The sequence below is a fragment of the Cupriavidus sp. C1SS-2L genome (genome assembly GCF_057073735.1).
Genome location: NZ_CP172709.1, coordinates 1,273,661 through 1,298,417, shown reverse-complemented (window position 1 = coordinate 1,298,417; position 24,757 = coordinate 1,273,661). Strand labels below are relative to the sequence as shown.

Below are 24,757 nucleotides of genomic sequence, written 5' to 3'. Positions count from 1 at the left end.
GGCTCAGCTGGATATGCTTCTTGCTTCGCTTTCAGATCAGATGCGCCACACTTATCGCTCCAGCACCGCTTCGGCGCGAGCTTGCGGACCGGCGAACATCGTTTGCCTGCGCCACTCAGACGCACTACACCCAAACGTCACGCGAAACCAGTGACTGAAGCAGCTTTGCGCCGAGAATCCGAGCAAGGCTGAAACCTCGCCCACTGGCAGGTCACTTTCCCGAAGATGGCGTATCACCAACTCCGCCCGCACCTCATTGAGCAACTCTGAAAACGTCACCCCTTCCGCATTGAGATACCGGTAAAGCGTGCGACGGTCGACACGCAGATGGTGCGCCAGTTGCTGCGCAGTACAGCGCCCACCCGGCAGCAAAGCCAGGATCAACTCCCGGCACGATTCACGAATGCCTTCACTACGCTGCCGAAGCGCCGTCTCAAGGTAGTCGCGCGCAAAGCGTGCCGCGCCCGCATTCTCCGTCGTTCGTGGCATCTGCAAGTCCGCCGCCGCGCAGACCAGCCCATTGAACGACTGGTTGAACATCGGCTTGCAACCGAAGAAGACACGGTGCGCCGATACATCGAGCGGCGCGCGATGCGTGAAGCACACCTCGACGGGCCGCCACCGCGGACCGATCAGTTCGCGCAGGATGCGAAACTTCACACCCACGGCGAGCTCCATGGCCTGCCGCGTGGCAAGCCCTGGACTCGGCACGAGTTCCTCGCGGACGATCACGGTGTTGCCGCTGTCCTCGATACGCGTGATCAGCGACGCGCTGAGCAGCTTGAGATAGCGGCACAGCGTCTCGAGCGCCAGCCGCGGCGTGGGCTCTTCCTTCAGCACCAGGCTGATCGGCCCGAGGTTCGAGAACGAGCGCTGGGCCGCGAGCCGCAGCGCGAAATCTTCCACGCCGGTGGCAGCTGCCGTGACTTCGAGCAGTTCGCGAACGGCATGGCTCGGGATCAGCCGTTCCGGGTCTTCCAGCAGCCGCGCCGACAATCCGACTCCGCGCAGGAACGCGTAGGGGTCCAGCCCGAGCGACTCCACCAGTTCGATGTAACCGTTCAGGCTGGCGCTGCGGATCAGCTTGCCGACGCTGGCCGTCTGCACGATCACTCCGGCTTAAAGTCGATCGAGCGCAGCAGCTTGCCCTGGCGTTCGTACGACTCCCGCACGTCCCTGGCCAGCTCCTCCGTGGTAGCCGCCGAACCGACCTCCATGCCAAGGTCCTCGACCTTCTTTCTGACATCCGGCGATTGCATCGCCTTGAGCAGCGCCTCGCGCACCTTCGTGACGACTGCCGGCGGTACGCCCGGCGCGGACCAAAGGCCCATCCAGCTCACTTCCTTGAGATCGGGGTATCCGAGCTCGGTGAACGTCGGGACATCAGGCAGTGCGGCGATGCGCTTCGGGTAGGCAATGGCGAACGCCTTCAACTGCCCGGATTTGATGAACGGCAGCGATGTGGCCGGGCCGTCGAACATCAGCGGCACATGGCCGCCCATGACGTCCTGCAGCGCGGGTGGCGACCCCTTGTAGCTCACCGCGCCGGTCGTCAGTCCCGCCAGGCGGTTGAACTGCACGCCGATGGTCTGCCCGCGCAGGCCGGCGCCGTAGTTCGCGTAGTCGATCTTGCCCGGGTTCGCCTTGATATAGGCGATGAGTTCAGTGAGGTTCTTCGCCGGCAGGCCGGGCTTGCCGACCAGCACCAGACCTTGACGGGTCAGCTGCGCGATCGGGACCAGGTCCTTGAAGGGATCGAACGACACCTTCATGACGTGCGGCACTTCCGCGGCAATGCCCTTCTGGATCAGCAGGAAGGTGTACCCGTCGCGCGGCGCGGACAGCAGGCCGTGTACGCCGATGGTTCCCGCTGCGCCAGCCTTGTAATCGACGATCACGGGCTGTCCGAGCGGACGCTGCAATTCATGCGCGAAGAGGCGCGCCACGATGTCGGCCGTGCCGCCGGGGGGCGCCCCGACGAGGATCCGTACGGGCTTGGTTGGCCAGTCCGCAGCCCTGGCCGGCTGTGCGGCAGGCATAAGGCAGACGGTGGCAGTCATCAACGCCAGCGTGTGGCGCGCAATCCTGGAGAACGGCTTCATGGCAATTCCTTGGGGGTCTCTTGTTCCTCCGCCCGGCATCTCCGATGCCGTTGGCGTGGCGCTGAAATGGCCTTCCAGCGCATTCTGTGGGGTCGCCCCCGCCCCCGCTTTGCATCGCGCGACAGATTTGTGCCGATGGTGACAAGCCTGTCCGGCAGCAGCGCCCACGGCGAGCCCGTCCCAAAAAAGCAAACGATTGGCCCGGATAAGCAAGTCCGGGCGGGCCGACGAACCCGATACTCGACGCACCGGATCGAAGCCGGGAACAGGAGACACGCGCTTCTCGCCATGCGAGGGGGCAACTCCTGGCAACGACAGCAGCCCTTCCCCCCTGGAGACCACCATGAACTTTCTCGACGGCCATCTTTTCCCGGAAAACCAGCAACCGCTGATCATCACCGCCGCACCGTATGCGCCGGGCTGGCTGCCGTCCGACTTTCCCGAGGACATCCCGGTCACGATGGAGGAACAGATCCAGAAGGCCGTAGATTGCTACAACGCGGGCGCCACGGTGCTGCACCTGCATGTGCGCGAACTCGACGGCAAGGGCAGCAAGCGCCTGTCAAAGTTCAACGAACTGGTCGCCGGCGTGCGCAAGGCCGTGCCGGAGATGATCATCCAGGTAGGCGGCTCGATCTCGTTCGCACCGGAGAACGAGGGCCAGGCCGCCAAGTGGCTGTCCGACGACACGCGTCACATGCTGGCCGACCTGGAGCCCACTCCGGATCAGGTGACGGTCACGGTCAACACCTCGCAGATGAACGTGACCGACCATGCCGAGGATGCCGACTTCCGGGGCACCTCGCGCGAGAACCCGGCCATCTTCAACGCCTACAAGGAAATGACCGTGCCCGCGCAACCCGGGTGGGTCGAGGAACACGTCCGCCGCCTGACGGCCAAGGGCATTCAGAGCGCGTTTCAGTGCTACAACACGAACAGCTTCGAGTCAGTGGAGCGCCTGATGCGCCGAGGCTTTTACAAGGGTCCGCTGGTGATGAACTGGGTCGCCATCGGCGGCGGCATGGACACCCCGAACGTCTACAGCCTCGGCAATTTCATGCGCGGCGTGCCCGACGGCGCGGTGGTGACCGTGGAGAGCAATGTGCGCAATGTGCTGCCGGTCAACATGATGGGCATTGCCATGGGCTTGCACGTGCGTTGCGGTACCGAGGACGTGCTGTGGAACCAGAAGCGCACGGCGAAGATGAGCACCGTGAAGCAGATCGAGCAGCTTGTGCGCATCTCCCACGAGTTCGGCCGCGAGATTGCCACGGCCAAAGAGGCGCGCGAGATCAGCAAGATCGGGGTGTTCTACGATACCGTGGAAGAGTCGCTGCAGGCCAACGGCTTTGCGCCGAACCGCAACGGCGGTACGCAGGGCTACTTGCGCAAGACGCGCTAAGCCCATCGTGCGTGATGGCTAGGTGTTTACGATAGCTCGGGCGCACGCAAGGTTGACACGCCACGGGCGCCTGAATACCTTGAGTGACGGCACCGCGGCGTCGCAACGGCGCGCCGCAAGCCACGGATTCGTCCCCTGAGCCATCACATGAGCACCCTGATTCGCAGCGCCCTACTTGTCAAGTTCTCCGAGATCGCACGCACGCTCAGCGTCGACCCGGAGCGCATGATCCGTCATGTCGGGGCGGACCGCTCATGCATCGTTTCACCGGACCTCCATGTCCCCGAGCCGTGGCTGGCGAATGTGCTCGATGCCTCCGAGCAGGCGTCCAGCGGCGCGGCGGTCGGATTGCTGATGGCCGAGTCGTGGCGCCTGTCCGATTTCGGCCCGATCAGCCTGCTGCTGCAGCACCAGCCGACTCTGCGCCACGCGCTCGGCCAGCTCGAGACGTACCGCCACCTGCTGAGCGAGTCCGTGCTCGTCCATGTCGAGGAAACCGATGCTGTCGCCATCGTCCGGCTGCAGTTGATCACCGACCGCCCGACCCCCGGGCGCCAGCCGGTCGAGCTTTCGATCGGCGCGATGCTTTGCCTGATGAAATCGATGCTCGGCGGAAAGTGGAAGCCGCGCAGCGTGCATTTCACGCATGGCGCGCCCGCGAACCTGCACGTGCATCGCCGGCTGTTCGGCACGAATGTGGAGTTCGGCAGCGACTTCGATGGCATCGTGCTGGACCGGCAGGATCTCGATCGTCCCAATCCGCTTGGCGATGTGAATCTCGCCCGCTACGCCAGGGAATTTCTCGACCAGCACCCGCGCGGGCGCAGGATTTCCACGGCGTCCAACGTACGCCGTTCGGTCCATATGCTGCTGCCGCGCGGACAAGGCAGCATCGAGCAGGTCGGCCAGCAGCTCGGCATGAGCGCGCGGACCCTGCAACGCCGGCTCGGACAAGAAGGGCAAGAGTTCTCTTCGCTCGTAAACGAGGTCCGGCGCGGGCTGGCAAGCCGCTACCTCGCGGATCTCCGCTATCCCGTCTCCCAGGTGGCGATGCTGGTTGGCTTCGCGGAAGTCAGCACCTTTTCGCGCTGGTTCAGCTCGCAATTCGGCATGCCGCCGACACGCTGGCGCACCGGCGCGGAACACTGATCGCGCCACCCGTCCCGCTACATCCCTTGTTTGCGCCGTCGGCCTGACGGCGTCCCTGCTCCCGCTTTGCTTTCCGGCGCCCGCGTGCGCCAGCGCTTCGTACGCAAGGTCCTCACGCCTGACGCGATAGGCCAAGTTGTGGCGCCACGCGTCAAGCGTTGAATGCCTGCTCTGGCGACAATCCAGCCAACACCCTGCCATGCAGGGGAAAGCAAAGGAGAAGGCATGAAAGCGGCACAAGTCATAGCCGGCGCCGACGGTGGTCGGCTTGAGGTGCGGGATATCCCCATTCCCCAGCCCGGCGCCAACGAGGTCCTGGTCCGCGTTCGCGCGTCCGGCCTCAACTACGGCGAGATCAAATACATGCGCGAGCATCGGAACGGCGACCCGATGACCGCAGGGGTCGAGTTCGCGGGTGAGGTCGTGCGCGTGGGCGAACAGGTGAGCCAATGGCGTGAAGGCGACCGCGTCATGGGCCACGGCCGCGGCTGCCATGCGCAGTATGTGGTCGCAGCCCCGCTGGCGCTGATGGCCGTGCCCGACGATGTGTCCTGGGTCGAGGCCGCCGCGTTTCCCAATGTCTTCATCACCGCCCACGATGCACTGGTCAGCAACGGCGAACTGAAGGCCGGCGAATCGGTGTTCATCAACGGCGCCTCAGGCGGCGTGGGCATGGCCGCGATCATGATCGCGGCGACGATGCGCGCGCGGCCCGTGATCGCATCGTCGCGATCCGCCGCAAAGCTCGAACGCCTGGCGGACTTCGGCATCAATGTCGGGGTCAATGCGTCCACCGATTCCCAGGTGGACGCCATCATGGCAGCCACCGACCGACGCGGCGTGGACATCATCATCGATACGGTCGGCGGCACGGTCTTCGAGGACCATGTCAGGAGCCTTGCGGTGAAAGGGCGGCTCGTCAACCTTGCCCGCCTGGGCGGCGCGAGCACCGCGCAACTCGACCTGAACCTGCTGTGGCACAACCGCCTGAAGCTGATCGGCGCAACCTTCCGCACGCGCACCGAGCAGGAACGCCTCGATTGCATCCAGGCCTGCGCACGCGACCTGCTGCCGTTCTTCCGCGGAGGCAGGCTGCGCCTGCCGATCGACAAGACCTTCCCGATGGCTTCGATTGGAGAAGCCTACGCCTACATCGCGAGCAGCCAGCACATGGGCAAGATCGTGCTCACGGCTGACTGACCCTGACCGACTGCTGACATCCAGACCTTCAAGGAGTAGCCACCATGCAAGTCAATCCACTTACCTGTTCGATCGGCGCCGAGCTGACCGGCGTGCAGCTTGGCAATGTCGCGCGCGACGATTCGCTGCATGCGGAGATCAAAGCGCTGCTGCTCAAGCACCGCGTACTGTTCTTCCGCGACCAGGAGATGACGCGCGACGACCACGTCGCGTTCGCGAAGCGCTTCGGCGACCTGGAAGACCACCCCGTCGCCAATACGGTTCCTGGCTATCCGGGTCTCATCGAGATCGTCAAGAGCGAGAAGCGGGACCATTTCGAGAACACCTACCACAGCGATGCCTCGTGGCGCGCGAATCCTCCCAGGGGTGCGGTGCTGCGCTGCATCTCCTGCCCGGAGGTTGGCGGGGACACGATCTGGGTGAATATGGTCGACGCCTACAAGAACCTGCCCGAAGAGATCAAGCAGAAGATCGAAGGGCTGCGCGCCAAGCATGGCATCGAGCATTCGTTTGGCGCGATCATGTCGACCGAGGAGCGCGAGGAACTGGTGCGCAAGCACCCGCTGGTCGATCATCCCGTGGTCCGGACGCATCCGGACACCGGCGAGAAGATCTTGTACGTGACGCCGTTCTCCACGCACTTCATCAACTACCACACGCCCGAGAACGTGCGCTTCGGACAGGACAAGACGCCCGGCGCGAGCCTGCTGCTGAACTATCTGCTGAGCCAGGCCGCGATTCCGGAGTACCAGGTGCGTTTCCGCTGGCGGCCGAACAGCGTGGCGATCTGGGACAACATGGCCACGCAGCATTATGCGGTCAGCGACTATTGGCCGGCCCCGCGCAGGATGGAGCGCGCCACCATCATGGGGGATCGGCCGTTCTGACTGCGGAACAGTTGGTGGGTTGCTCCCCTCTCGCGCGAATTGGGAGAGGGGAGCCCTGGTGTCAGCGCCTGACCGGCTCCAGTCCCACCGGCTTCACATCCGCGATGATCGTGCGGTTGCCCAGCCCCAGCACCACCTGCAGCGCGAACGACACGGCACCGACGATAAACACCACGTCGCCGAAGGTGCGCACCCAGCGCAGGGTCTGCAGGATCGGCTGCTGCATGAAGGCCTCGCTGCGCGAGTACCAGGTGCCATACTCTACGCTCGCCAGGAACTGGATGATGCCGATCGGCAGCAGGCTGGTGCTGATCATCAGCACGAGGCCCGCGTTCAATCCCCAGAACGCCGTCTTCATCAATGCAGGGCTCAGGCGGTAGGCCGGGCGCACATAGCGCAGCACCAGCAGCGTGAAACCCAGCGCGAGGAAGCCATACACGCCGAACAGCGCGGCGTGGGCGTGCACCGGCGTGGTGTTCTGGCCCTGGATGTAGTACAGCGAGATCGGCGGGTTGATCATGAAGCCGAATACGCCGGCACCGAGCATATTCCAGAACGCCACGGCGACGAAGCACATCAGCGGCCACTTCAGGTCGGCCATCCATGGCGCACGGTCCTTCAGGCGCCAGTTGTCCCATGCCTCGTGGCCGAGCACGATCAGCGGCACCACTTCGAGCGCGCTGAATGCCGCGCCGACTGCCATCACCGGCGTGGTCGTGCCAGCAAAGTACAGGTGGTGGAACGTGCCCGGAATGCCGCCCAGCATGAACAGCGACGCGGAGGCGAGGCTTGCCGCCGTCGCCATCGGGCGCGATACCAGACCAAGCGTGCAGAACACGAAAGCCAGCGCCGTGGTTGCGAACACTTCAAAGAAGCCCTCCACCCAAAGGTGAACGACCCACCAGCGCCAGTACTCCATCACCGTCAGGCTGGTACGCTCGCCGTAAGCCAGACCCGCGCCGTAGAACAAGCCGATCGCCACGACCGACGAGGTCAGCAACGCAAGCAGGTTCTTATCGCTGCCGCGCGCGCGCAGCGCCGGCCAGATGCCGCGCATCATCAGCACAAGCCAGATCAGGATGCCTGCGAACTTGCCGATCTGCCACAGGCGGCCAAGGTCCACATACTCATAACCTTGATGGCCCAGCCAGAAGTTCAGGTTTGCCGGCAGGATCTGCGCGATTGCCAGGTAGTTGCCCGTGAACGAGCCGACCACGACAACGACGAGCGCCCAGAACAGGACGTCGACGCCCAGGCGCTGGAACTTCGGGTCCTTGCCGCCGTTGATCAGCGGCGCGAGGAACAGCCCCGCGGCCAGGAAGCCCGTGGCGATCCAGAACAGCGCGCTCTGGATGTGCCAGGTGCGCACCAGCGAGTAGGGGAACCACTGCGAGACATCGAGCCCGTAGAACTTCTGGCCTTCCACCGTGTAGTGCGCGGTGAAGCCGCCCAGGAATACCTGGAACACGAACAGTGCGACGACGAGGAACAGGTACTTGCCGAGCGCGCGTTGGGACGGCGTGAGCGCCACGGCCAGCAGCGGATCGCGCGTCGGCGCGTGCGGCAGGTTCTCTTCCTGCCCGCGCAGGAACGCCCAGGCCCACACCAGCAGGCCAACGCCAGCCAGCAACACCACCACGCTGACCACGGACCACACCACGTTCTCGCTGGTCGGCTGGTTGCCGATCAGCGGCTCATGCGGCCAGTTGTTGGTGTAGGTCGCTTCGTGCCCGGGACGCGCGGTGGAAGCGGCCCATGCCGTCCAGAAGAAGAAGTGCGTAAGCTGCGCGCGGCGTTCGGCGCTCGGCAGCGTGTTCTCCTTCATCGCGAAGTGCTCGCGGCTCGTGTGCAGATCAGGCGAGTCGGAGAACAGGCGGTCATAGTAGTCAGCTGTCTGCGCGATGGCCTGCGCGCGCAGCGGCGAGACCGTCAGCACACCGGTCTGCGCATCGGTTTGGTTGCCGCGGTACTCGGTGCGCAACTGCTCGCGCAAGCCGGCTTGCGCGGGTCCGTCAAGCTTGGCGTATGGACGGCCATACTGCTGCTGCGCCGCCAGGTCCAGCCACGCGGTCAGTTCGCGATGCAGCCAGTCGGCGGTCCAGTCCGGCGCCTGGTAGGCGCCGTGGCCCCAGATGGAGCCGAGCTGCATGCCGCCTACCGATTGCCAGGCGGTCTGGCCGTCGAGGATGTCGTCGCCGGTGAACAGCGTGCGGCCGTCGCTGGCTACTACCTTCGCCGGTATCGGCGGTGCTTGCCGGTAGACCTCGACCCCGTAATAGCCGAGCAGGGAGAACGTGACCGCCAGCACGGCGATCAGCAGGAACCAGAGTCTGCGATAGGGACCCATGATGAGGCTCGCTTGTTGGTTAGTTTCCTTGGGGATGTGTCCGGAGGACTCAGTCGTTCGCTGCGACCACTGCGGCCGGCTCGAACAGGATGTTGTTTTCCAGATGGATGTGTTCCATCAGGTCTTCACGCAGCGTGCGCAGGCCCAGGTACAGCGCGCGCCAGGTATTGCATGCAGCGCGCGGCAGCGTGATGTCGTTGGTCAGTGCGGCCAGCCGCTGCAGCGCTTCGCCGTGGTCGTCATGCTCCATGCGCATGACCGTGATCGGCGCCGTGGCGGCCGCCTGCAGCCCGCGCGCGAGCATCGGGAACAGGATCTGTTCTTCCTTCTGCATATGCGCTTCCAGTTCGCTGCGCATCGCCACCAGATGGTCGGCCAGCCCGACCGGACAATCCGGCCGGTCGCCATGCACGTGCTCCACGCGGCGGGCGAGGCGGATCAGTTCCGGAAGCTGTTCGCGATGACGCTCGTGGAAACGCGTGAGGATGTGGGCAATCAGTGAGGCCGGCGGCACCGCACCCCAATCGGTCTGCACGGGCTCGCTGTCGCGCTGGAGGGTCTGCAAACGCGATTCGATGGCATCGGCGTCGAGTCCCTTGGCAACCGCGGCATCGCGCAGCGTCTGCTTGCCGCCGCAGCAGAAGTCGAGGTCATAGCCGTGGAAGATGCCGGTGGCACCAGGAATCCGGCGGGCCAGCTGGCCCAGAGGCTGGTCTTGCAAGCGCATCATGTGCTCCTTGTCGAATGTGTCGGAGATCACTACGCGAGTACCGTGCCAGTTTTTATCTGAATAGAATCATTGAGTTATATTTCTAACGGTATAATTCACCCACATATAATCGCGGTGTAATTTACCCGTTAAGGTATTTATGACCCTACTCCACCGTGGTGTCTACCCGGAGCTACTGGCCGACCTGGGAGCCGACCTGCCGCACGCGGTTCGCCTGCAGCGGCTGGTGAGCGCGCTGCGCGCCTGTTTCGGCTGTGGCGCTGTGGCGCTGCTGCGCCTGGAAGAAGAACACTTGCGGCCCGTGGCCGTAGACGGGCTCGTACGAGACGCCCTCGGGCGTAGGTTTTCGGTGGGACTGCACCCGCGACTTGGCGCCATCCTCGCGCGGCGTGGGGTCACGTGCTTTCACCATGACAGCGTGTTGCCCGACCCCTACGACGGCCTCATCGACGAACATGTGGGAGAGCCCCTGCCGGTGCATGACTGCATGGGCATCCGCCTCGAACTCGACGGCCGCGCCTGGGGCGTGCTCACGCTGGACGCGCTGCAGGTCGGCACCTTCGACGAGGCCGCACAGGCGGAGCTGGACGGACTGACGCTGTTGGTCGAGGCCGCCATCCGCACCACGCAACTCGAGGCGGACATCCGCGCGCTGCAGCTCTCTCGCGGCAAGACGCCTGATAACGAGCTGCCGCCGGACGAGGGCGAGATCATCGGCCAGAGCGAGGCCATCACCGGGCTGCTGCATGAACTGGACGTGGTGGCCGATTCGGAACTGCCGGTGCTGCTGCTTGGCGAAACCGGCGTCGGCAAGGAGTTGTTCGCACACAGGCTGCATCGCCTGTCGCGCCGGCGCGACCGCCCGCTGGTCCACGTGAACTGCGCCGCGCTGCCGGAGTCCCTCGCCGAGAGCGAGCTGTTCGGCCATGTCAAAGGCGCGTTCTCGGGCGCCACCGGCGAGCGTCCGGGCCGCTTCGAAGCCGCTGACGGCGGCACACTGTTCCTTGATGAAGTTGGCGAACTGCCGCTGGCTATCCAGGCCAAGCTGCTGCGCACGCTGCAGAACGGGGAGATCCAGCGCCTGGGCTCCGACAAGCCACGCCGCGTCGATGTGCGCGTGATCGCGGCGACCAACCGCAACCTGCGCGAGCATGTACGGGACGGCTCGTTCCGCGCTGACCTGTATCACCGGCTGTCGGTCTATCCGATCCCCATTCCGCCGCTGCGCGAACGCGACAACGACGTGCTGCTGCTGGCCGGCCGCTTTCTCGAACTGAACCGCGCGCGCCTCGGCATGCGCAGCCTGCGCCTGTCACGGAGCGCGCAGGATGCGCTGCGCCGCTACCGCTGGCCCGGCAATGTGCGCGAGCTGGAGCATGTGGTGAGCCGTGCGGCGCTGCGGTCCGTGAGCCGTGGGGCCAACCGGAATGACATCGTGACACTGGAGGCGGATCTGCTGGACCTGGATAGTCTGGCTTCGCCATCGGAGGGACCTGTGGCACCCGTGGCGAGCGCGACGTCAGCAGTGCATTCGCGAGCCACGCTAGCCGCGGGCGTCACCTTGCGCGATGCCGTAGAGCAGACCCAACGGGATTGCATCGAGCACGCGTTGCGGCTTCACGGGCGGAATTGGGCAAAGGCCGCGCGGGAACTTGGGATCGATGCCAGCAATTTGCATAAGCTGGCAAAGAGGCTGGGGTGTAAGTAAGGGGGTCAGGGTGCCGCTCCCATCAACGTTCGCCTCCACCTGCAAACCCCGCTGCCAACTTCCCGGCGATCGCCCCGAGCCACGCTGGCCGAGGCGCCGCATCCAGCCAATACTTCACCTCCAGCCCCAACGCCGTATCCCCGCCAATCACCAGCCTGCGCTGGAAGAAGAGCGTATCGGTGTCACACTGCCCCGCGAGCAGCCGCAGGTAATCCGGCACGCACGCGCGCAGCGTCAGTTCCGGCACGCCGCTATCTGCGCTGGCCAGGCGAAAGCGTCCCTGCTCGCATCGGAACGGCACGTCAAGTTTGAGGTCCGTCACTGTCAGCAAGAAGGTATGCCCGTCGAGCGCCGCAGGCGGCTCCAGCCATCTGGCACGGCGAGCCAGTTCCAGCGCCGACACCAGCGGCAACGCCCGCGCTCGGCCCGGCAAGCGGCGATGCACGCGGGCCAGCAGCGATTGCAGTGCACTCATGGTCGCGCCTCCCACGCAATGCCGGGGCGCCCGTGCCAGTAGCCGTTGCTCGGCTCGGCGCCGGCCGGCAGCACGCCGCTGGGCGCGGGCGGGCGTGTGCCCGAACGGATTGCCGCAAGCGCAGCCACCGCGTCCAGCGTGCCGGTCGATTGCGGGCTGACGCGCAGCATATCGATACCCACATGTGCCATGGTCAACGCCTGCGCGCACAGATCCAGGCACGTGGCAGACTGCGTCTGGATGCCGTTGAGCGTGAAGAACGCCTGGCCTTCGCCCGTGGCGGCAACGAGACCATCCGGATAGTCGAGACAGCGGAATTCGCACGCGTCCTTGCGCAAGCGATGGTGGCGTGCGGTGAAGCAGCGCGCCGAAAACGCGAGCGGCATGCGGCCCCAGGCGAGCACTTCCAGCGCCACGCCGGCGCAGCGCCCGGCCGATAGTGCAGCCAGCGTGGCGCCGTCCATCTCCACCGGCATCACGCAGCCGCTGGCGCCGAGACTGGCCAGCCACGCCAGCGTATCGGCGTGATAGACGTTGAGATGCGGCCCGCCGACGAACGGACGGCCGCCCATGCAGCGAACGGCACCAATGTCATTGGCCTCTACGAGGAATTCGTCCTGCTCGCAGACACGGCGCATGCAGGCGATATCGGAATCGGACTCGACGAGCACCGGCGTGGACAGGACCACCTCCTTGCCGGCGTCGCGCAGCATCTGCGCGATCTCGATCCAGTGAGCATGGCGCAGTTCGTGGCGGCGCGTGCAGACGGTCTCGCCCAGGTAGACGCGATCGACGGACGATTCCGCGACGTCGGCATAGAACTGCATCACCGTCGCGCGCGGCCAGTAGTACAGCAGAGGGCCCAGCGCAATGCCGAAGCTAGCCGTGCCCGGGGTGGAGGTATTCCGCATCAATGGCTCCGTGATTGAAGGTTGCCGCGCTCATCGCCACGGCCTGTCATAGGCGCCCTGCGTGACCTGGTCGCCTTCGGCATGGCGGCCCAGCGTGCCTTGCCATTCCTGGCGCGGCGTGAAACGCGCGGGCTCGGCACAGGCCGCGTCGATGGCGGCGCGCAGCACGCCGACCACGTCCGCCACATAGCGCGGGCTGCGCTGGCGGCCTTCGATCTTGATGGCAGCGATGCCGATGTCGATCAGCGCTGGCAACAAAGAGAGTGCGTTGAGGCTCGTGGGCTCTTCCAGCACGTAGCCGCGCTCGCCCTGCACCTCGAAGCGTCCCTTGCACAGCGTGGGATAGCCGGCGGGCTCGCCGGGCGCATAACTGTCGATCAGGATGCCCGACAGGCGCGCATGCATGGTGCCGTCCTGCTCGGTCCAGCGCACCGCATGCGCGGGCGAGCACACGCCCTTGTTGTTGGGCGAGTCACCGGTCGCATATGAGGACAGCAGGCAGCGGCCCTCGGCCATCACGCACAGGCTGCCGAAACCGAAGACTTCGAGTTCCACGCTGGTCTGCCGCGCGAGCTTGCCGATCTGCGCGAGCGACAGCACGCGCGGCAGCACCACGCGCTTGACGTTGAAGCGCTCGCGCATCAGTTCGATCGCGTCGGCATGCGTGGCCGAGCCCTGCACCGACAGGTGCAGCCGCAATTGGGGGTGACGCTCGGACGCATAGGCCATGAGTCCCGCATCGGCCATGATGACCGCGTCGGCGCCCAGATCCGCGGCAGCATCGACCGCGCGGTGCCACTTCGCCACTTCGCCCGTCTGCGGGAACGTGTTGATCGCGAACAGCACCTCGGCATCGCGTGCATGGGCTTCGGCCACGCCGGTGCGGATGTCGGCCTCGGTGAAGTTGAGGCCGCCGAAGTTGCGCGCGTTAGTGGCATCTCGCAAGCCGAGGTACACGGCATCGGCGCCGTGTTCGAGCGCCGCGCGCAGCGCGGTCAGCGAGCCCGCCGGCGCCACCAGTTGCGGGTGGCGCGCCCGCACGGAAGAGGAAATTGTCATGTCACAGGCGCCGCGAGCGCGGCGCGGGAATTCGGCCAGCGCAGATGCTAGCCAGCCACTTGGCGAGCGGACTTGACCGCGCTCAAACCGCGCCATGACGACGTGCGTCATAGACCAGTCGGCCTACGCCATTGGTGCAGTGCGTTCACGCCATTGACCTGCGGCAAACGCCGGGGCTGCCCGCTGTGCCACGCTTGGCCGTTCGTGCGCGGTCCGATACCGCGGGCCGCGCGCAGTTCCCAGATAGTGAGACCATCATGACAGAACACTGGCTGAAGCTGGCCGGGCGCCGGCTGCTGCCGATCGTCCAGGGCGGCATGGGCATCGGCATCTCGGCACACCGCCTGGCGGGCACCGTGGCCGCGCACAACGGCGTGGGCACCATTGCCAGCATCGACCTGCGCCACCACCATCCCGACCTGATGGCGCAGACAGGCGGCACGCGCGACAAGGCGCGCATCGAGGCCGCCAACCTCGTGGCGCTGGACCGCGAGATCCGCAGCGCGCGCGACCTCTCCGGCGGGCGCGGCCTTGTTGCCGTCAATGTGATGAAAGCCGTCGGTTCGCACGCGCAACTGGTGCGCCAGGCGTGCGAAAGCGGCGCCGATGCCATCGTCATGGGCGCCGGCCTGCCGCTTGACCTGCCGGAGCTGACCGCGGACTACCCGAAGGTCGCGCTGATCCCGATCCTGTCGGAAGCGCGCGGCATCGGACTGGTGCTGCGCAAGTGGATGAAGAAGGGACGGCTGCCCGATGCGATCGTAGTTGAACATCCCGCCCACGCGGGCGGCCATCTTGGTGCCCCCGCCATCCAGGACCTCGGCGAAGCGCGCTTTTCGTTTGCGCGTGTGCTTGCCGAATGCCGCGAGCTGTTCCAGACGCTGGGGCTCGCGTGGGACAGCATTCCGCTGATCCTGGCGGGCGGCATCAACAGCCATGCGAAGGTGCGCCACTGGCTCGGCGAAGGTGCCGCCGCAGTGCAGCTTGGTACAGCGTTCGCTGTCACCGAGGAATGCGACGCGCATCCGGCCTTCAAGCACGTGCTGGCCACCGCGAGCCCCGAAGACCTGTGCGAGTTCACCAGCGTGGCAGGCTTGCCGGCGCGCGCCGTGCTGACGCCATGGCTATCGCGTTACCTGTCGAGCGAAAGCCGGCTGCAGCGCCGGGCCAAGGCGCGCGACTGCCTGGAAGGATTCGACTGCCTGCATGCGTGCGGGCTGCGCGACGGCGTGGCGCGCATCGGGCAGTTCTGCATCGACCTGAAACTGGCGCAGGCCGTGCGCGGCGATGTGGAACGCGGGCTATTCTTCCGCGGCAAGGGCGCGCTGCCGTTCGGCGAAGCGATCCGCCCTGTGGCGGACCTGCTCCACTACCTGCTGACCGGCGAAAAGCCCGCTGTCGTGCCGATGCCGGCAGCCACCGTCGCGGCATGAGCGACGGCGGGGGCGTCCGCGTGTAACCCGTCAGCGGCCAGGCGCCCCAGCCCTTCGGCATCAAGCACGAAAATCTTCCCGCGTTCGAGCCGTACCAGATTCTCGGCGCTGAAGCGGCTGACCACACGCGAGAGAGTCTCGGGCGTGATGCCAAGCTTGGAGGCGATCACGCGCTGCGTGCAGGCGAGCCACGTGCAGCGGCCGGCATGCGCCTCGTCGCGCAGGAAGCCGGCCACGCGCTGCAAGGCGTTCTGCAGGCTGGTGGCCTCGATATCGCGCATCAGCGCATGGAGCCGGCTCGACAGGTTGCGCAGCAGCCGTGCGGACAACAGCGGGTCTTGCTCCAGCGTGTCCCACAGTGCGGCGCTGTCGATGCAGAGCACCGTCGTGCGCATCATCGCCTGACAATCGGCCGGCTGTAGCGCATCCGCGAACAGCACATCTTCGCCAAACACCGCACCAGGACCGAACACCTCGACCGCACGTTCCAGGCCTTTGACGCTGCATGGCGTGGCCGGCAATGCGAGCTTGACCAGCCCGTCCAGCACGATGATCAGGCCGCTGCAGGCGTCGCCGCGGCGGAACAGGAATTCTCCCTTCGACAGGCGCTGCGTCGTGGCCCCGTTGGCAATCGCGCCAAGCACGCGGGCATCGACGCCGCGGAACAACTGCAGTCTTTCAAGCATCGCGGTCTCAACCATGGTGTGTTTTCCCTGCCTGCGCCGTCCCCACGAACGGCTTCCTCGGCGGCAATCCGCCCTGTGCCCGCATGGCGCGCATGCAACGCAGCGCCTTCAGCAATTGCAGGCCGAGCCACCCATTGGCCAGGGCCAATGCGAGTCCACCCGCACGCGCGAACCATGCCGGCGCCAACGGTAATGCGAGCAGCATCGCGAAGGCGGCAAGCAGCAGCCAGGACTGGTGCCGCTGGGCGTCCGGGTTGATGATGACCTGCATGGCCGGCACGCGAGCGCGTGGCGGCAGCAGCCTGCGCAGGTGCAGCCAGACCAGGAAGGGAACGATCTTGCCGAGCATCGCTGTCACGGGAAGCACGCCGCCGCCAATCAGCGCGAGCGTGCCGACCCACCAGGACAGCCAGGCGGACGGCGCCTGCGGCAAGGCCGCTGCCAGCAGCGCCGCTGCAAGCATGCTTGCAGCGGCCACCGGCCATAGCAGCCAGACGGGATCATGGCGGCGTCGCGCGCGCAGCATGCCGGCCAGCATGAAAGCGGCCGTCACGGCGGCGAATGCTAGCCAGGCCCAAAACGCCCAGCGCGCGATCTGGCCTTCCGGCTGCACCACGATCAGGACAGTGAATGCCAGCAACGGCAACCAGTGGCCAAGCGGCAGGCAGCGCTGCAGCCAGCACGGCAGGCGCGGAACCTGCCAGAACATCGGCAGCACGGTGGTCGCTATGCCGGTCACCAGCGCGGCCAGCCAGCCGCCAAGGCCCCAGACAACGTGCAATGCCAGCAACGGTGACGGCGACGCACGCCACAGGCCGCCGAACAAGCCCGCCAGCGCCGCGCCGAGCAGTCCGGTCAGCGCCAGCGGCGCGCCGATGCCGGCCAGCGTGCGTGTGGTGGCATCGACCCTTCCCACACGACGGCCGCCCCACAGCAGCAAGCCACCCGCCAGCGGCAACAGCAAGCCCCCTGCCAGCGCGGCGAGGCGGAACGGCACGGTGCCGCCGCCGAGAAAGCCAGCGGCCAGTGCGCCAGCCGCAATGCTGGCAGTCAGCGCCACAAGCGGCGCCACGCGCCCCGATCCCGGCACCGCCACGCCTGCCACCACCGGCATCATCTGGAACAGCGCGCCAAGCATGACCGGCAGCAGCATGCCCAGCGCGAGCACATGCACGGCCGCGAGCGCGAGCGGCGCGAACCTGTCCGGCAGCCCCGCCACTGGGCCGAGCGCCAGCAGCACGCCCGCCGCGGCACCGAGCCACGGTGCCGGCATCAGGCAGCCGAACACCACGCCGGGACGCGGTGCGCGATGGTAGTCGAGACCGATGGCTTTCAAGGTCGCGTTCCTGTCTCGCTCAGACGCCGTTCGCCAGCAAGGTGTCAAGTTCCGGCACATGCGTGCGGCACATCGGGAACAGCACGTTCTCTTCCTTGATGTTGTGCTGCTGCAGCAGCACAACAAGTGTGTCGAGTTCGGCTGCCAGTGCGTTCGCGTCGCGCAGCTGCAGCCATTCGCCTGCGTTGACCAGCAACCCGCGGACTTCGTCGTGCTCATGCCGCATCACGGCGGTAGGGCCGCTGGCGGAGCCGGCGACCTTTTCGAAGGCCGGAAACAGGCGGTCTTCCTCGGCCGAGAAATTGCCTTGCAGAGCCGCTTCCAGACGCGCGAAGGCGCTCGCGGCCATGTCCCAGTCGGGACCGCGCAGGCAGGCTTCAAGGTCTTCCAGTGCCTGGTCGCAGTCGCGGTGCTGGCGGACCAGGATCTCAATGGCGCTCGACATGGTGGTTCTCCGGGTTCAGACGCGTCGATGCTAGGACTCGTGCTGCCGGCGGGACTTGATCGCGAATAAGTCCTGGCGAGATTCGCGGGCAAGACCTGACCCACGGCGCGGTCTATCGGAAGCACGGGAACGGCCCGTTCGGTTCCATCACGCCGTGATGTTTTCCTCCGATCGCCGGGATGCATTCCGCTCGCCAGGCGGTCGATCGGCTGCAAAGCGCAGAAAACACCACAAACAAGCGCCATCAATCGGCGTTTTATTGATCTGGCGCATGCCCGATAGGGCTCACCACGCGGAGAATCGCCCGTGAGGTTGACCGCCCCCGTCTGCAAACCTTGCTCCCATGCCAGATTCCGACACCGACACCGCGCCTGCCGCGGACAGCAGCCAGTTTCCCGATGCCGCCGGCCTGACGCCACCGCGTCACCGCTTGTCCACGCGCATCATCCTGCTGTCGCTGGCGTCGCTGCTGGTGGTGCTCACCATGATCGCCGGCACGCTGTGGCTGTCCTGGAAGCTCGAAGGCGCGGGCGCCGCCATCAACGATGCCGGCAGCCTGCGGATGCGCGCCAACCGCGTGGCAATCGAGCTGGGACTGGCCAATGCGGGACAGGCCGGTGCCCGCGATGCGCAGATCCAGGCGCTGGACGGCACGCTTGCTCAGCTGCGCAAGGGCAATCCGGTCCGGCCGCTGTTCCTGCCCGATGAACCGGCCATCCATGAACAGCTCGACCGTGTCGCGTATGACTGGCAGCACGAGCTCAGGCCGCTGGCGCAGGCGGGTAGCGGGGTTGCTTATGTGCAGGCGCTGCCCGCCTTCGTGGCAGAGGCCGACCGGCTCGTGATGCTGATCGAGCACGACAGTGCGCGCAAGACCGACCTGCTGCGCCTCTCGCAAGCCGGACTGGCGGCCATTGCCTGCGTGGGCACGGTCGCCGTCATCTATCTGCTATACCTGTGGATCATCCTGCCGGTGCTGCGGCTGCAGGACGGCCTGCGCCGCATGGCCGCGCGCGAGTTCTCGCTGCGGCTGCCGGTGGAAACACGCGACGAGTTCGGCACGCTCAATGCGGGTTTCAACCGCATGGCGGCCGAGTTGCAGGACCTGTACCAGGACCTGGCCGCGCGCGTGGCGAGCAAGACTGCGGAGCTGGAACGCCAGAACCGCGACCTGGAGACGCTCTACGACATGGCCGCGTTCCTCAACCAGGCCCGTGATGCCGAAGCCATGGCGCGCGGCTTCCTGGAACGCGTCATGGGGCAGTTCGATGCCGACGGCGGATCCGTACGCGTCATGGACGCGCAGCACGGCAAGCTGCACCTGCTCGCCTCCGCGGGCCTGCCTGCGGCACTGGCCGAGTCCGGCAATTGCATGGCCGTCGATGCCTGCCACTGTGGCGATGCCACGCGTGAAGGCGTGGTCGCCATCGCCGACCTGCGCAGGACCACACGCCGCCCGCTGCTGCCCCAGCCGTCGCCATGCACGCGCGAAGGTTTCACGGCCATCGCGGCGTTCCGCATCGAAAGCCAGCGTGGCGCCATCGGCACCTTTGCGCTGCATTTCCACGCACCGCGCGAGTTGCCCCCGTCGGACCGGCAGTTGCTCGATACCCTGGCACAGCACCTTGGCATCGCGCTGGAGCACCTGCGCCTGTCCGCCAGCGCGCGGCAGCTCGCCGTCGTCGAAGAGCGCAACCTGGTCGCGCAGGGCCTGCACGACAGCATTGCGCAGGGCCTCAATTTCCTCAACCTGCAGGTGCAGCTTCTCGGCGACGCGGTGGACCGCGACGACCTCGCCGAAGCACGCGAGATCGTGCCGATGCTGCGCCATGGTGTCGAAGAGAGCTACCAGGACGTGCGCGAGCTGCTGAACAACTTCCGCTCGCGCCTGACGCCCGGCGAATTGCGTCCCGCTGTGGAAGAAACCGTCGAGCGGTTCCGGCGGCAGTGCCGCACCGAAGCCACGCTGGTCATCGACGATCACGGCAACCGCCTGCCGCTGCAGCCCGAGCAGCAGCTTCAGGTGCTGTTCATCCTGCAGGAAGCGCTGTCCAATGTGCGCAAGCATGCGATGGCCGCACACGTGACCGTGTCGCTGTGCCATGGCCATGATTTCCGTCTTGTGGTCGAGGACGACGGCGAGGGCTTCGACCCGGCCGAGCTCGGCCGCGACAGCGAGGCCCATGTGGGCCTGAACATCATGCGCGAACGCGCCGCGCGGTTGCACGCGCGCCTTGCCATCGACGCCCGGCCGGGCCGCGGCGTGCGCATCGAACTGGTGCTGCCGCACGGCGACCAGGCCGCCGGGGCCGAACGCCAATCCACCGCGGGGCAAGCGATGCCGCGCCTATTCCAGGAGTCCCTGCCATGACCATCCGCATCCTGCTGATCGACGACCACACGCTGTTCCGCTCGGGCATCCGCGCGCTGCTCCAGCGGCAGGCCGACTTCGAGATCGTCGATGAAGCGGCCGACGGCGTGGAGGGCATCAAGCGCGCCAAGCAGCACCGGCCCGATGTCATCTTGCTGGACCTGAACATGCCGGGCCTGTCAGGGCTGGAAGCGCTGCAGTTGCTGGTCGAAGACCTGCCGGACTCGGCGGTGATCGTGCTGACCGTATCGGAAGAGGCCGAGGAACTGGCCACCGCGCTGCGCCGCGGCGCGCGCGGCTACCTGCTGAAGAATATCGAGACCGAAGCGCTCACGAGCGCCATCCGCCGCGCCGCCGCCGGGGAGCCCGTGATCTCCGAAGCCATGACAGCGAAGCTCGTGCAGCAGTTTCGCGCGCCCGCGCCAGCCCCGGTGCGCCAAGACGACACCGCGAAGCTCACTGCGCGCGAGCGCGAGATCGTGCAGGGGCTGACGCGCGGCGAGAGCAACAAGGAGATCGCACGCGACCTGGGTGTCGCCGAGAGCACCGTGAAGATCCACGTGCAAAATATCCTGAAAAAGCTCAATCTTGCCAGCCGGGTGCAGGTGGCAGTCTATGCCGTGGAACGCGGCCTGACCGAGGCCGGCTGAGCCGCGAGTGCCGGGTCAAGCGCCCGGTCGTCGTCCGATTCCTACAAGGTTTTCAGCCGCGTTCGGGAAGGATGCGGCAACGCCCTCGGCTACGCTGAAACTGCGTGGCGAAGCCGGTTTATGGCCCATTCAACACCCCGGCACACTGACCGGCCGCGCCCTGATGACAAGCGTGGCCTCGCGGCCCAAAAACCGGAGCGCGATATGGGAATCGGCACCATTCTTCTGATCTTACTGATCCTGTTGCTCGTCGGCGCCTTGCCGGCATGGCCGTACAGCTCGGGCTGGGGATACTGGCCAAGCGGCGGACTGGGCCTCATTGTCCTGATCGTGGCTCTGCTGGTCGTGCTGGGCCGAATATAGACAGGCAGAAATGTGCACTGCATCGTGCACGCATGCGCTGGCGTCCGGGTTCGTTCCTTCGCCGGTCGCAGCGCCCTGAAAAAGAAGGAGGTTAGTCATGCCAGCCAAATCCAAGGCACAGCAACAGGCCGCCGGCGCGGCGCTTGCCGCCAAGCGCGGCGACAAGAAGGCCGGCGCGCTCAAGGGCGCATCCAAATCGATGGCCAAGTCGATGAGCACCAAGGAACTCGAGAAGATGGCATCGACCAAAACCAAGGGCAAGCCCAAGCACGTGTCGGACAAGTGATCGCCCCGCTCGTTTGAGCCGCGCGCCATAGCCCGTCGCGTTATACGCCCGTGCCGCACTGGTGCCGCCAGGCGCTTTGCATGAGCGGGCCCTACGGCCGCGCTCCGGAGCCTTCCGAAGCGCGCCGTGCCTCATCCGCAGACGGCGAATTAGCCGCCGTCGGACGCTGCGCAGAGACGGGACCTGCGCGCGCCCCGGTGACCATCTCCCGCAACCAGTTGAGCAACAGGCTGGAGTAAGCGCGCTGGTGCTCTTCATCGGTGATACCGTGGTCCGCTCCTTTGATCACGCGATAGGTCATGGAATTCGCACGTACACAGGCATCCACGTAGCTGGTGACCGCCGCATGCGGGACGATCTGGTCGTTCTCCGATTCAATCACAAGCACATCGCCCTCGAAGGCGGTGCAGGCACGCAATGCCCGGTTGGTCTCGGGCGGTACGATGGAGCGCCGGTAGTTGACGAGGTCCTGTTCGCGATGAAGCTGCCGCTTCGGATGCTCCCAGCCCTCGTCCATGTACAGCGCCGGCGCGCGCAGCCCCAGCCAGCGCACATGGCGCATGCTGGTCAGGACGGCGGCCAGGTAGCCCCCGTAGCTGCTGCCCACCACCGCAATGGCATTGCGGTCCACCTCCGCGTGGCGCGCCAGTACGTCATAGGCGGCGACCACATCCGCCAGGTTGCGCATCCGGCTGACAGTTTCATACTGCGCGCGGGTACCAGCGTGGCCGGTCAGGTCGAAAGTCAGGCACACGCAACCGAGCCCTGCCACCTTGCGCGCGCGCGCCAGATACTGCTCCTGGCTGCCGCCCCATCCATGCACGAACAGCACGCCGGGCAGCCTGGTGGCTGGCGCAATCAGCGTGCCGGCAATGCTGCCGCCTTCGCTCTGGATTTCGATCAGATCTTCATGGGTGGCCATCGTTGTCCGACTCCAGATATGCGTACTTGGTAAGCAGGCCCACGTCGCGGTCCTCGCCCTGAAAATACAGTTCGGCACCGGCCGGCAAGTGCGCGTCCGGACCATACACTTCACGCGTGGCGGCCACGACGCGCTCACGCGCGGGGTCAGCCTTCAGCGCTCTCAGCGCGGCCAGTTCCGCGCCCGTGGCGCCGCCCACGCGCCACGATTGCTCCAGGACGCCGGTGAGCGCCCTGGCTGCGCCTTCGCCAGTGGCGCCGACCGGCACGCCGAATGCCACGTCGTAGTTGCAGCGTGACAGCACCATGCCGGGGTAGCAGGCGAGCGCGGCGTCGTGATAGGCCATGGCCGCACGGATCGCCGACAACGCACGCGGCCCGAACGGCTGGGCCAGCAGCGCATCGAAGCCGCCGCGCACAACCGCCAGCGTTGATCCGCCATATACCTCTTCACCGGTGTTGTTGACGGTGAGATCCTGCGTGCCGCAATAGCTGGCCAGCACTCCCGCTACCAGTATCTGTCCGACACTGTACGTGTCCGGCGAATCGAGATCGCGCTCGAGTACGAGGCCATGGGATTCGATGTCGGTCGCCGACATCGCCGCCAACGCAGCGTCGAGCGCGGCTTCGCTGTCGACGGTCTGCTGGCCGAGCCCGCCGATGCCGCACGGATCCTTGAGCCGGACTACGCCGCCGGCCATCAGGCGCAGGCCGGCGCTGCGGGCGTCTTCGAGCGAGAACGCCGTGAAGCCAGGCAGCACCGCCACACCTGCCCGCTGCGCGAAGTCCGGATTCCAGCCCGCGGGCGCAGCCGCATCGGGCGCGACCAGCCCGTGCGAGATCACCTTGGTCGCCACGAACGCAAACGGCACGACCCCGCCAAACAGGTCGTCGGCGCTGCGAAGATGCAGCGCTTGCGCCTGCGCGTCACCCACCACCGTGTCCAGCGGCACGAGATATGGCGCCGCGGTTCCGCCAGCCGGCGTCCGCGCAGTGGCGCTGTGCTCGTAGGCACCGCTGAAGCCGTAGCCGCCGATCGTCGCCACGTTCCGGCCGATCTGTTCGAGCGTCATGGCCTGGTGGCTGTCCGGCTGCCCGTAGCGTGCGCAGCCATACACCATCACCTGCCTCGCCTTGTTATTGGTCGCTGGCATGTCAGGCCTCGTGGCTGGCCATGTCGGCTTCCGGCGCCTTGCCTGGCTTCGCGGACGAAGGTCCGGCATCCGGTGCGACGGCGTGGCGGCTGACGCGGGCCTCGCGCTTCTTCGCGGTATTCATGTTCGCCTCATCGAGCGAGTGGCTGCACTTGAGGCCGCCCTCCTGTTCGGCAAGCTCGGCCAGATGGCGGTAGAACGCGGCGAGCTGGCGCAACTCTTCTTCATCGAGATCCTCGATGGCGACGAGCATATTGCTCGCTTCGCGATGCGAGGCCAGCAACTCGTTGAGCTTCAGGTGCACGGCGACGGCATCCTTGTTCTGGCTCTGCTGGATCAGGAACACCATGAGGAAAGTCACGATGGTGGTTCCTGTATTGATGACGAGTTGCCACGTCTCCGAGTAGCCGAACATCGGGCCCGTGACGGCCCATGCCACAACCACGAACACTGCCATCACAAACGCAGTGGGGGACCCGGCGTGGCGCGTGGCTGCGCCCGCGAATCTGTCGAACCCATGAATCAGACGGGATCTGTGCCGCCCGGCCTGTGAGGCTGCCGCGCCTTGCGTATCCTTGAGGTCGGGACCGTTTCTGCTCATTGCCGCTCTCCTCGCTTCTCGCTTCTCGCTCCATCGGCTTGTGCCGGCATGCGCTGCTTTTTATTGTATGGATCACGCCGCCGATGTTCAGCGGGCGCTGTCCTACAACGCGCGCCGCACTTCGGCATGCGAGCGGCGTCGGCGCTGGAACACATCTTGCGCGGCCTGGGATTCCTCTTGCCCCAACCGGAGAACACCATGCCGCAATCCCCCGAACTGGAAGCGCAGGTACGTGCGCGCATTGCCGAGGCCTTCGGCGGCAGCCTGCCCGAAGGGCTCGTCGTCGAAGTGGCCGATGGCCGCGTCACGCTGACTGGCTGCGTCGATACCCCGTCCGTCGCGCAAGATATCGAGAAAGCCGCGGCGATCAGCCCCGGCGTACTCGGTGTTCACAACGCACTGCGCACGCGGCGCGACGATCCTCCTGTTCCCGCTCCCGCACAGCCGGCCGTCAGTGGCATGAATGCAGACCCGGCGGATCACGCCTCGGGCCCCATTCACCACAAGGTGTAGGCAACACCTGCGTTCAGGCCCCGCACAA

Annotated in this window: 24 protein-coding genes; 11 read left to right on the top strand and 13 right to left on the bottom strand. The window is 66.3% G+C overall.

Annotation, left to right across the window (positions count from 1 at the left end; translation table 11 throughout):
• Positions 1 to 51: 51 nt before the first annotated feature.
• Positions 52 to 1,107: an AraC family transcriptional regulator gene (locus ACIGJG_RS23660; RefSeq protein ID WP_140949425.1), complete on the bottom strand. Its 1,056-nt coding sequence runs from the start codon at positions 1,105 to 1,107 to the stop codon at positions 52 to 54.
• A gap of 2 nt (positions 1,108 to 1,109) precedes the next feature.
• Positions 1,110 to 2,102, bottom strand: coding sequence for a Bug family tripartite tricarboxylate transporter substrate binding protein (locus ACIGJG_RS23655; protein WP_011301164.1), 993 nt, complete (start codon positions 2,100 to 2,102; stop codon positions 1,110 to 1,112).
• 343 nt (positions 2,103 to 2,445) lie between these two features.
• On the opposite strand from ACIGJG_RS23655, the gene ACIGJG_RS23650 reads away from it, so the two are divergent.
• From ACIGJG_RS23650 to ACIGJG_RS23635, 4 genes are all read left to right on the top strand, one after another.
• Positions 2,446 to 3,504, top strand: a complete 1,059-nt coding sequence (locus ACIGJG_RS23650; protein WP_011301165.1) for a beta-keto acid cleavage family enzyme — start codon at positions 2,446 to 2,448, stop codon at positions 3,502 to 3,504.
• Positions 3,505 to 3,651: 147 nt separating this feature from the next.
• The gene (locus tag ACIGJG_RS23645; RefSeq protein ID WP_011301166.1) at positions 3,652 to 4,653 is read left to right on the top strand and encodes an AraC family transcriptional regulator; all 1,002 of its coding nucleotides are present in this window, start codon (positions 3,652 to 3,654) and stop codon (positions 4,651 to 4,653) included.
• 225 nt (positions 4,654 to 4,878) lie between these two features.
• Positions 4,879 to 5,853 carry a quinone oxidoreductase family protein gene (locus ACIGJG_RS23640; RefSeq protein WP_011301167.1) on the top strand — a complete coding sequence of 325 codons (975 nt, stop codon included), beginning with the start codon at positions 4,879 to 4,881 and terminating at the stop codon, positions 5,851 to 5,853.
• Between the two features lie 44 nt (positions 5,854 to 5,897).
• The gene (locus ACIGJG_RS23635) at positions 5,898 to 6,740 is read left to right on the top strand and encodes a TauD/TfdA dioxygenase family protein (RefSeq protein WP_011301168.1); all 843 of its coding nucleotides are present in this window, start codon (positions 5,898 to 5,900) and stop codon (positions 6,738 to 6,740) included.
• A 61-nt stretch (positions 6,741 to 6,801) separates the two neighbouring features.
• Here the strand turns inward: ACIGJG_RS23635 and ACIGJG_RS23630 are convergent, their stop codons facing one another.
• Entirely contained in the window at positions 6,802 to 9,087 is a 2,286-nt protein-coding gene (locus ACIGJG_RS23630; RefSeq protein ID WP_220630065.1) for a nitric-oxide reductase large subunit, read from the bottom strand.
• Between the two features lie 49 nt (positions 9,088 to 9,136).
• Positions 9,137 to 9,814, bottom strand: coding sequence for an iron-sulfur cluster repair protein YtfE (ytfE, locus tag ACIGJG_RS23625; protein ID WP_011301170.1), 678 nt, complete (start codon positions 9,812 to 9,814; stop codon positions 9,137 to 9,139).
• A gap of 142 nt (positions 9,815 to 9,956) precedes the next feature.
• Here ytfE and norR point away from each other — a divergent pair, with 142 nt between their 5' ends.
• Positions 9,957 to 11,525, top strand: coding sequence for a nitric oxide reductase transcriptional regulator NorR (gene norR / locus ACIGJG_RS23620; protein WP_483674001.1), 1,569 nt, complete (start codon positions 9,957 to 9,959; stop codon positions 11,523 to 11,525).
• A gap of 22 nt (positions 11,526 to 11,547) precedes the next feature.
• Here norR and ubiT read toward each other — a convergent pair whose 3' ends face one another.
• The 3 genes from ubiT to ubiU are packed head-to-tail and all read right to left on the bottom strand — an operon-like array spanning position 11,548 to position 13,970.
• Positions 11,548 to 12,000, bottom strand: a complete 453-nt coding sequence (gene ubiT / locus ACIGJG_RS23615) for a ubiquinone anaerobic biosynthesis accessory factor UbiT (protein ID WP_140949423.1) — start codon at positions 11,998 to 12,000, stop codon at positions 11,548 to 11,550.
• Positions 11,997 to 12,911 carry a U32 family peptidase gene (locus ACIGJG_RS23610; protein ID WP_140949422.1) on the bottom strand — a complete coding sequence of 305 codons (915 nt, stop codon included), beginning with the start codon at positions 12,909 to 12,911 and terminating at the stop codon, positions 11,997 to 11,999. The genes ubiT and ACIGJG_RS23610 overlap by 4 nt, the downstream gene beginning before the upstream one ends.
• Positions 12,912 to 12,941: 30 nt before the next feature.
• Positions 12,942 to 13,970, bottom strand: coding sequence for a ubiquinone anaerobic biosynthesis protein UbiU (ubiU, locus tag ACIGJG_RS23605; RefSeq protein ID WP_181184380.1), 1,029 nt, complete (start codon positions 13,968 to 13,970; stop codon positions 12,942 to 12,944).
• Between the two features lie 257 nt (positions 13,971 to 14,227).
• Here ubiU and ACIGJG_RS23600 point away from each other — a divergent pair, with 257 nt between their 5' ends.
• The gene (locus ACIGJG_RS23600) at positions 14,228 to 15,403 is read left to right on the top strand and encodes an NAD(P)H-dependent flavin oxidoreductase (protein WP_041680289.1); all 1,176 of its coding nucleotides are present in this window, start codon (positions 14,228 to 14,230) and stop codon (positions 15,401 to 15,403) included.
• On the opposite strand, the gene ACIGJG_RS23595 is transcribed toward ACIGJG_RS23600, so the two are convergent.
• Genes ACIGJG_RS23595 through ACIGJG_RS23585 form a run of 3 tightly spaced genes read right to left on the bottom strand, consistent with a single transcriptional unit; the run spans position 15,340 to position 17,870 of the window.
• Complete coding sequence (locus ACIGJG_RS23595; RefSeq protein ID WP_483674000.1) at positions 15,340 to 16,089, bottom strand: Crp/Fnr family transcriptional regulator; 750 nt, start codon at positions 16,087 to 16,089, stop codon at positions 15,340 to 15,342. The two genes, ACIGJG_RS23600 and ACIGJG_RS23595, sit on opposite strands and share 64 nt — an antisense overlap.
• Before the next feature lie 7 nt (positions 16,090 to 16,096).
• Positions 16,097 to 17,425, bottom strand: a complete 1,329-nt coding sequence (locus tag ACIGJG_RS23590) for a hypothetical protein (RefSeq protein WP_483673999.1) — start codon at positions 17,423 to 17,425, stop codon at positions 16,097 to 16,099.
• 19 nt (positions 17,426 to 17,444) lie between these two features.
• Positions 17,445 to 17,870 (bottom strand): hemerythrin domain-containing protein, encoded by a 426-nt coding sequence (locus ACIGJG_RS23585; protein ID WP_011301178.1) that lies wholly within the window; start codon positions 17,868 to 17,870, stop codon positions 17,445 to 17,447.
• 343 nt (positions 17,871 to 18,213) lie between these two features.
• Here ACIGJG_RS23585 and ACIGJG_RS23580 point away from each other — a divergent pair, with 343 nt between their 5' ends.
• The 4 genes from ACIGJG_RS23580 (at position 18,214) to ACIGJG_RS23565 (ending at position 21,540) form a co-directional block, all read left to right on the top strand.
• On the top strand, positions 18,214 to 20,241 hold the full coding sequence (locus ACIGJG_RS23580; protein WP_011301179.1) for a type IV pili methyl-accepting chemotaxis transducer N-terminal domain-containing protein: 2,028 nt from the start codon (positions 18,214 to 18,216) through the stop codon (positions 20,239 to 20,241).
• On the top strand, positions 20,238 to 20,891 hold the full coding sequence (locus ACIGJG_RS23575; protein ID WP_011301180.1) for a response regulator: 654 nt from the start codon (positions 20,238 to 20,240) through the stop codon (positions 20,889 to 20,891). The genes ACIGJG_RS23580 and ACIGJG_RS23575 overlap by 4 nt, the downstream gene beginning before the upstream one ends.
• 204 nt (positions 20,892 to 21,095) lie before the next feature.
• On the top strand, positions 21,096 to 21,254 hold the full coding sequence (locus ACIGJG_RS23570; protein ID WP_084791964.1) for a DUF3309 family protein: 159 nt from the start codon (positions 21,096 to 21,098) through the stop codon (positions 21,252 to 21,254).
• 97 nt (positions 21,255 to 21,351) lie between these two features.
• Positions 21,352 to 21,540: a DUF3008 family protein gene (locus tag ACIGJG_RS23565; RefSeq protein ID WP_011301181.1), complete on the top strand. Its 189-nt coding sequence runs from the start codon at positions 21,352 to 21,354 to the stop codon at positions 21,538 to 21,540.
• Positions 21,541 to 21,631: 91 nt separating this feature from the next.
• Here ACIGJG_RS23565 and ACIGJG_RS23560 read toward each other — a convergent pair whose 3' ends face one another.
• Genes ACIGJG_RS23560 through ACIGJG_RS23550 form a run of 3 tightly spaced genes read right to left on the bottom strand, consistent with a single transcriptional unit; the run spans position 21,632 to position 24,216 of the window.
• On the bottom strand, positions 21,632 to 22,462 hold the full coding sequence (locus ACIGJG_RS23560; protein ID WP_140949418.1) for an alpha/beta hydrolase family protein: 831 nt from the start codon (positions 22,460 to 22,462) through the stop codon (positions 21,632 to 21,634).
• A complete protein-coding gene (locus ACIGJG_RS23555) occupies positions 22,449 to 23,615 on the bottom strand; it encodes a DUF3182 family protein (protein WP_140949417.1) in 1,167 nt (388 codons plus the stop codon). The genes ACIGJG_RS23560 and ACIGJG_RS23555 overlap by 14 nt, the downstream gene beginning before the upstream one ends.
• 1 nt (position 23,616) lies before the next feature.
• Positions 23,617 to 24,216 carry a low affinity iron permease family protein gene (locus ACIGJG_RS23550; RefSeq protein WP_011301184.1) on the bottom strand — a complete coding sequence of 200 codons (600 nt, stop codon included), beginning with the start codon at positions 24,214 to 24,216 and terminating at the stop codon, positions 23,617 to 23,619.
• A 198-nt stretch (positions 24,217 to 24,414) separates the two neighbouring features.
• On the opposite strand from ACIGJG_RS23550, the gene ACIGJG_RS23545 reads away from it, so the two are divergent.
• A complete protein-coding gene (locus ACIGJG_RS23545) occupies positions 24,415 to 24,729 on the top strand; it encodes a BON domain-containing protein (protein WP_011301185.1) in 315 nt (104 codons plus the stop codon).
• Positions 24,730 to 24,757: the final 28 nt, after the last annotated feature.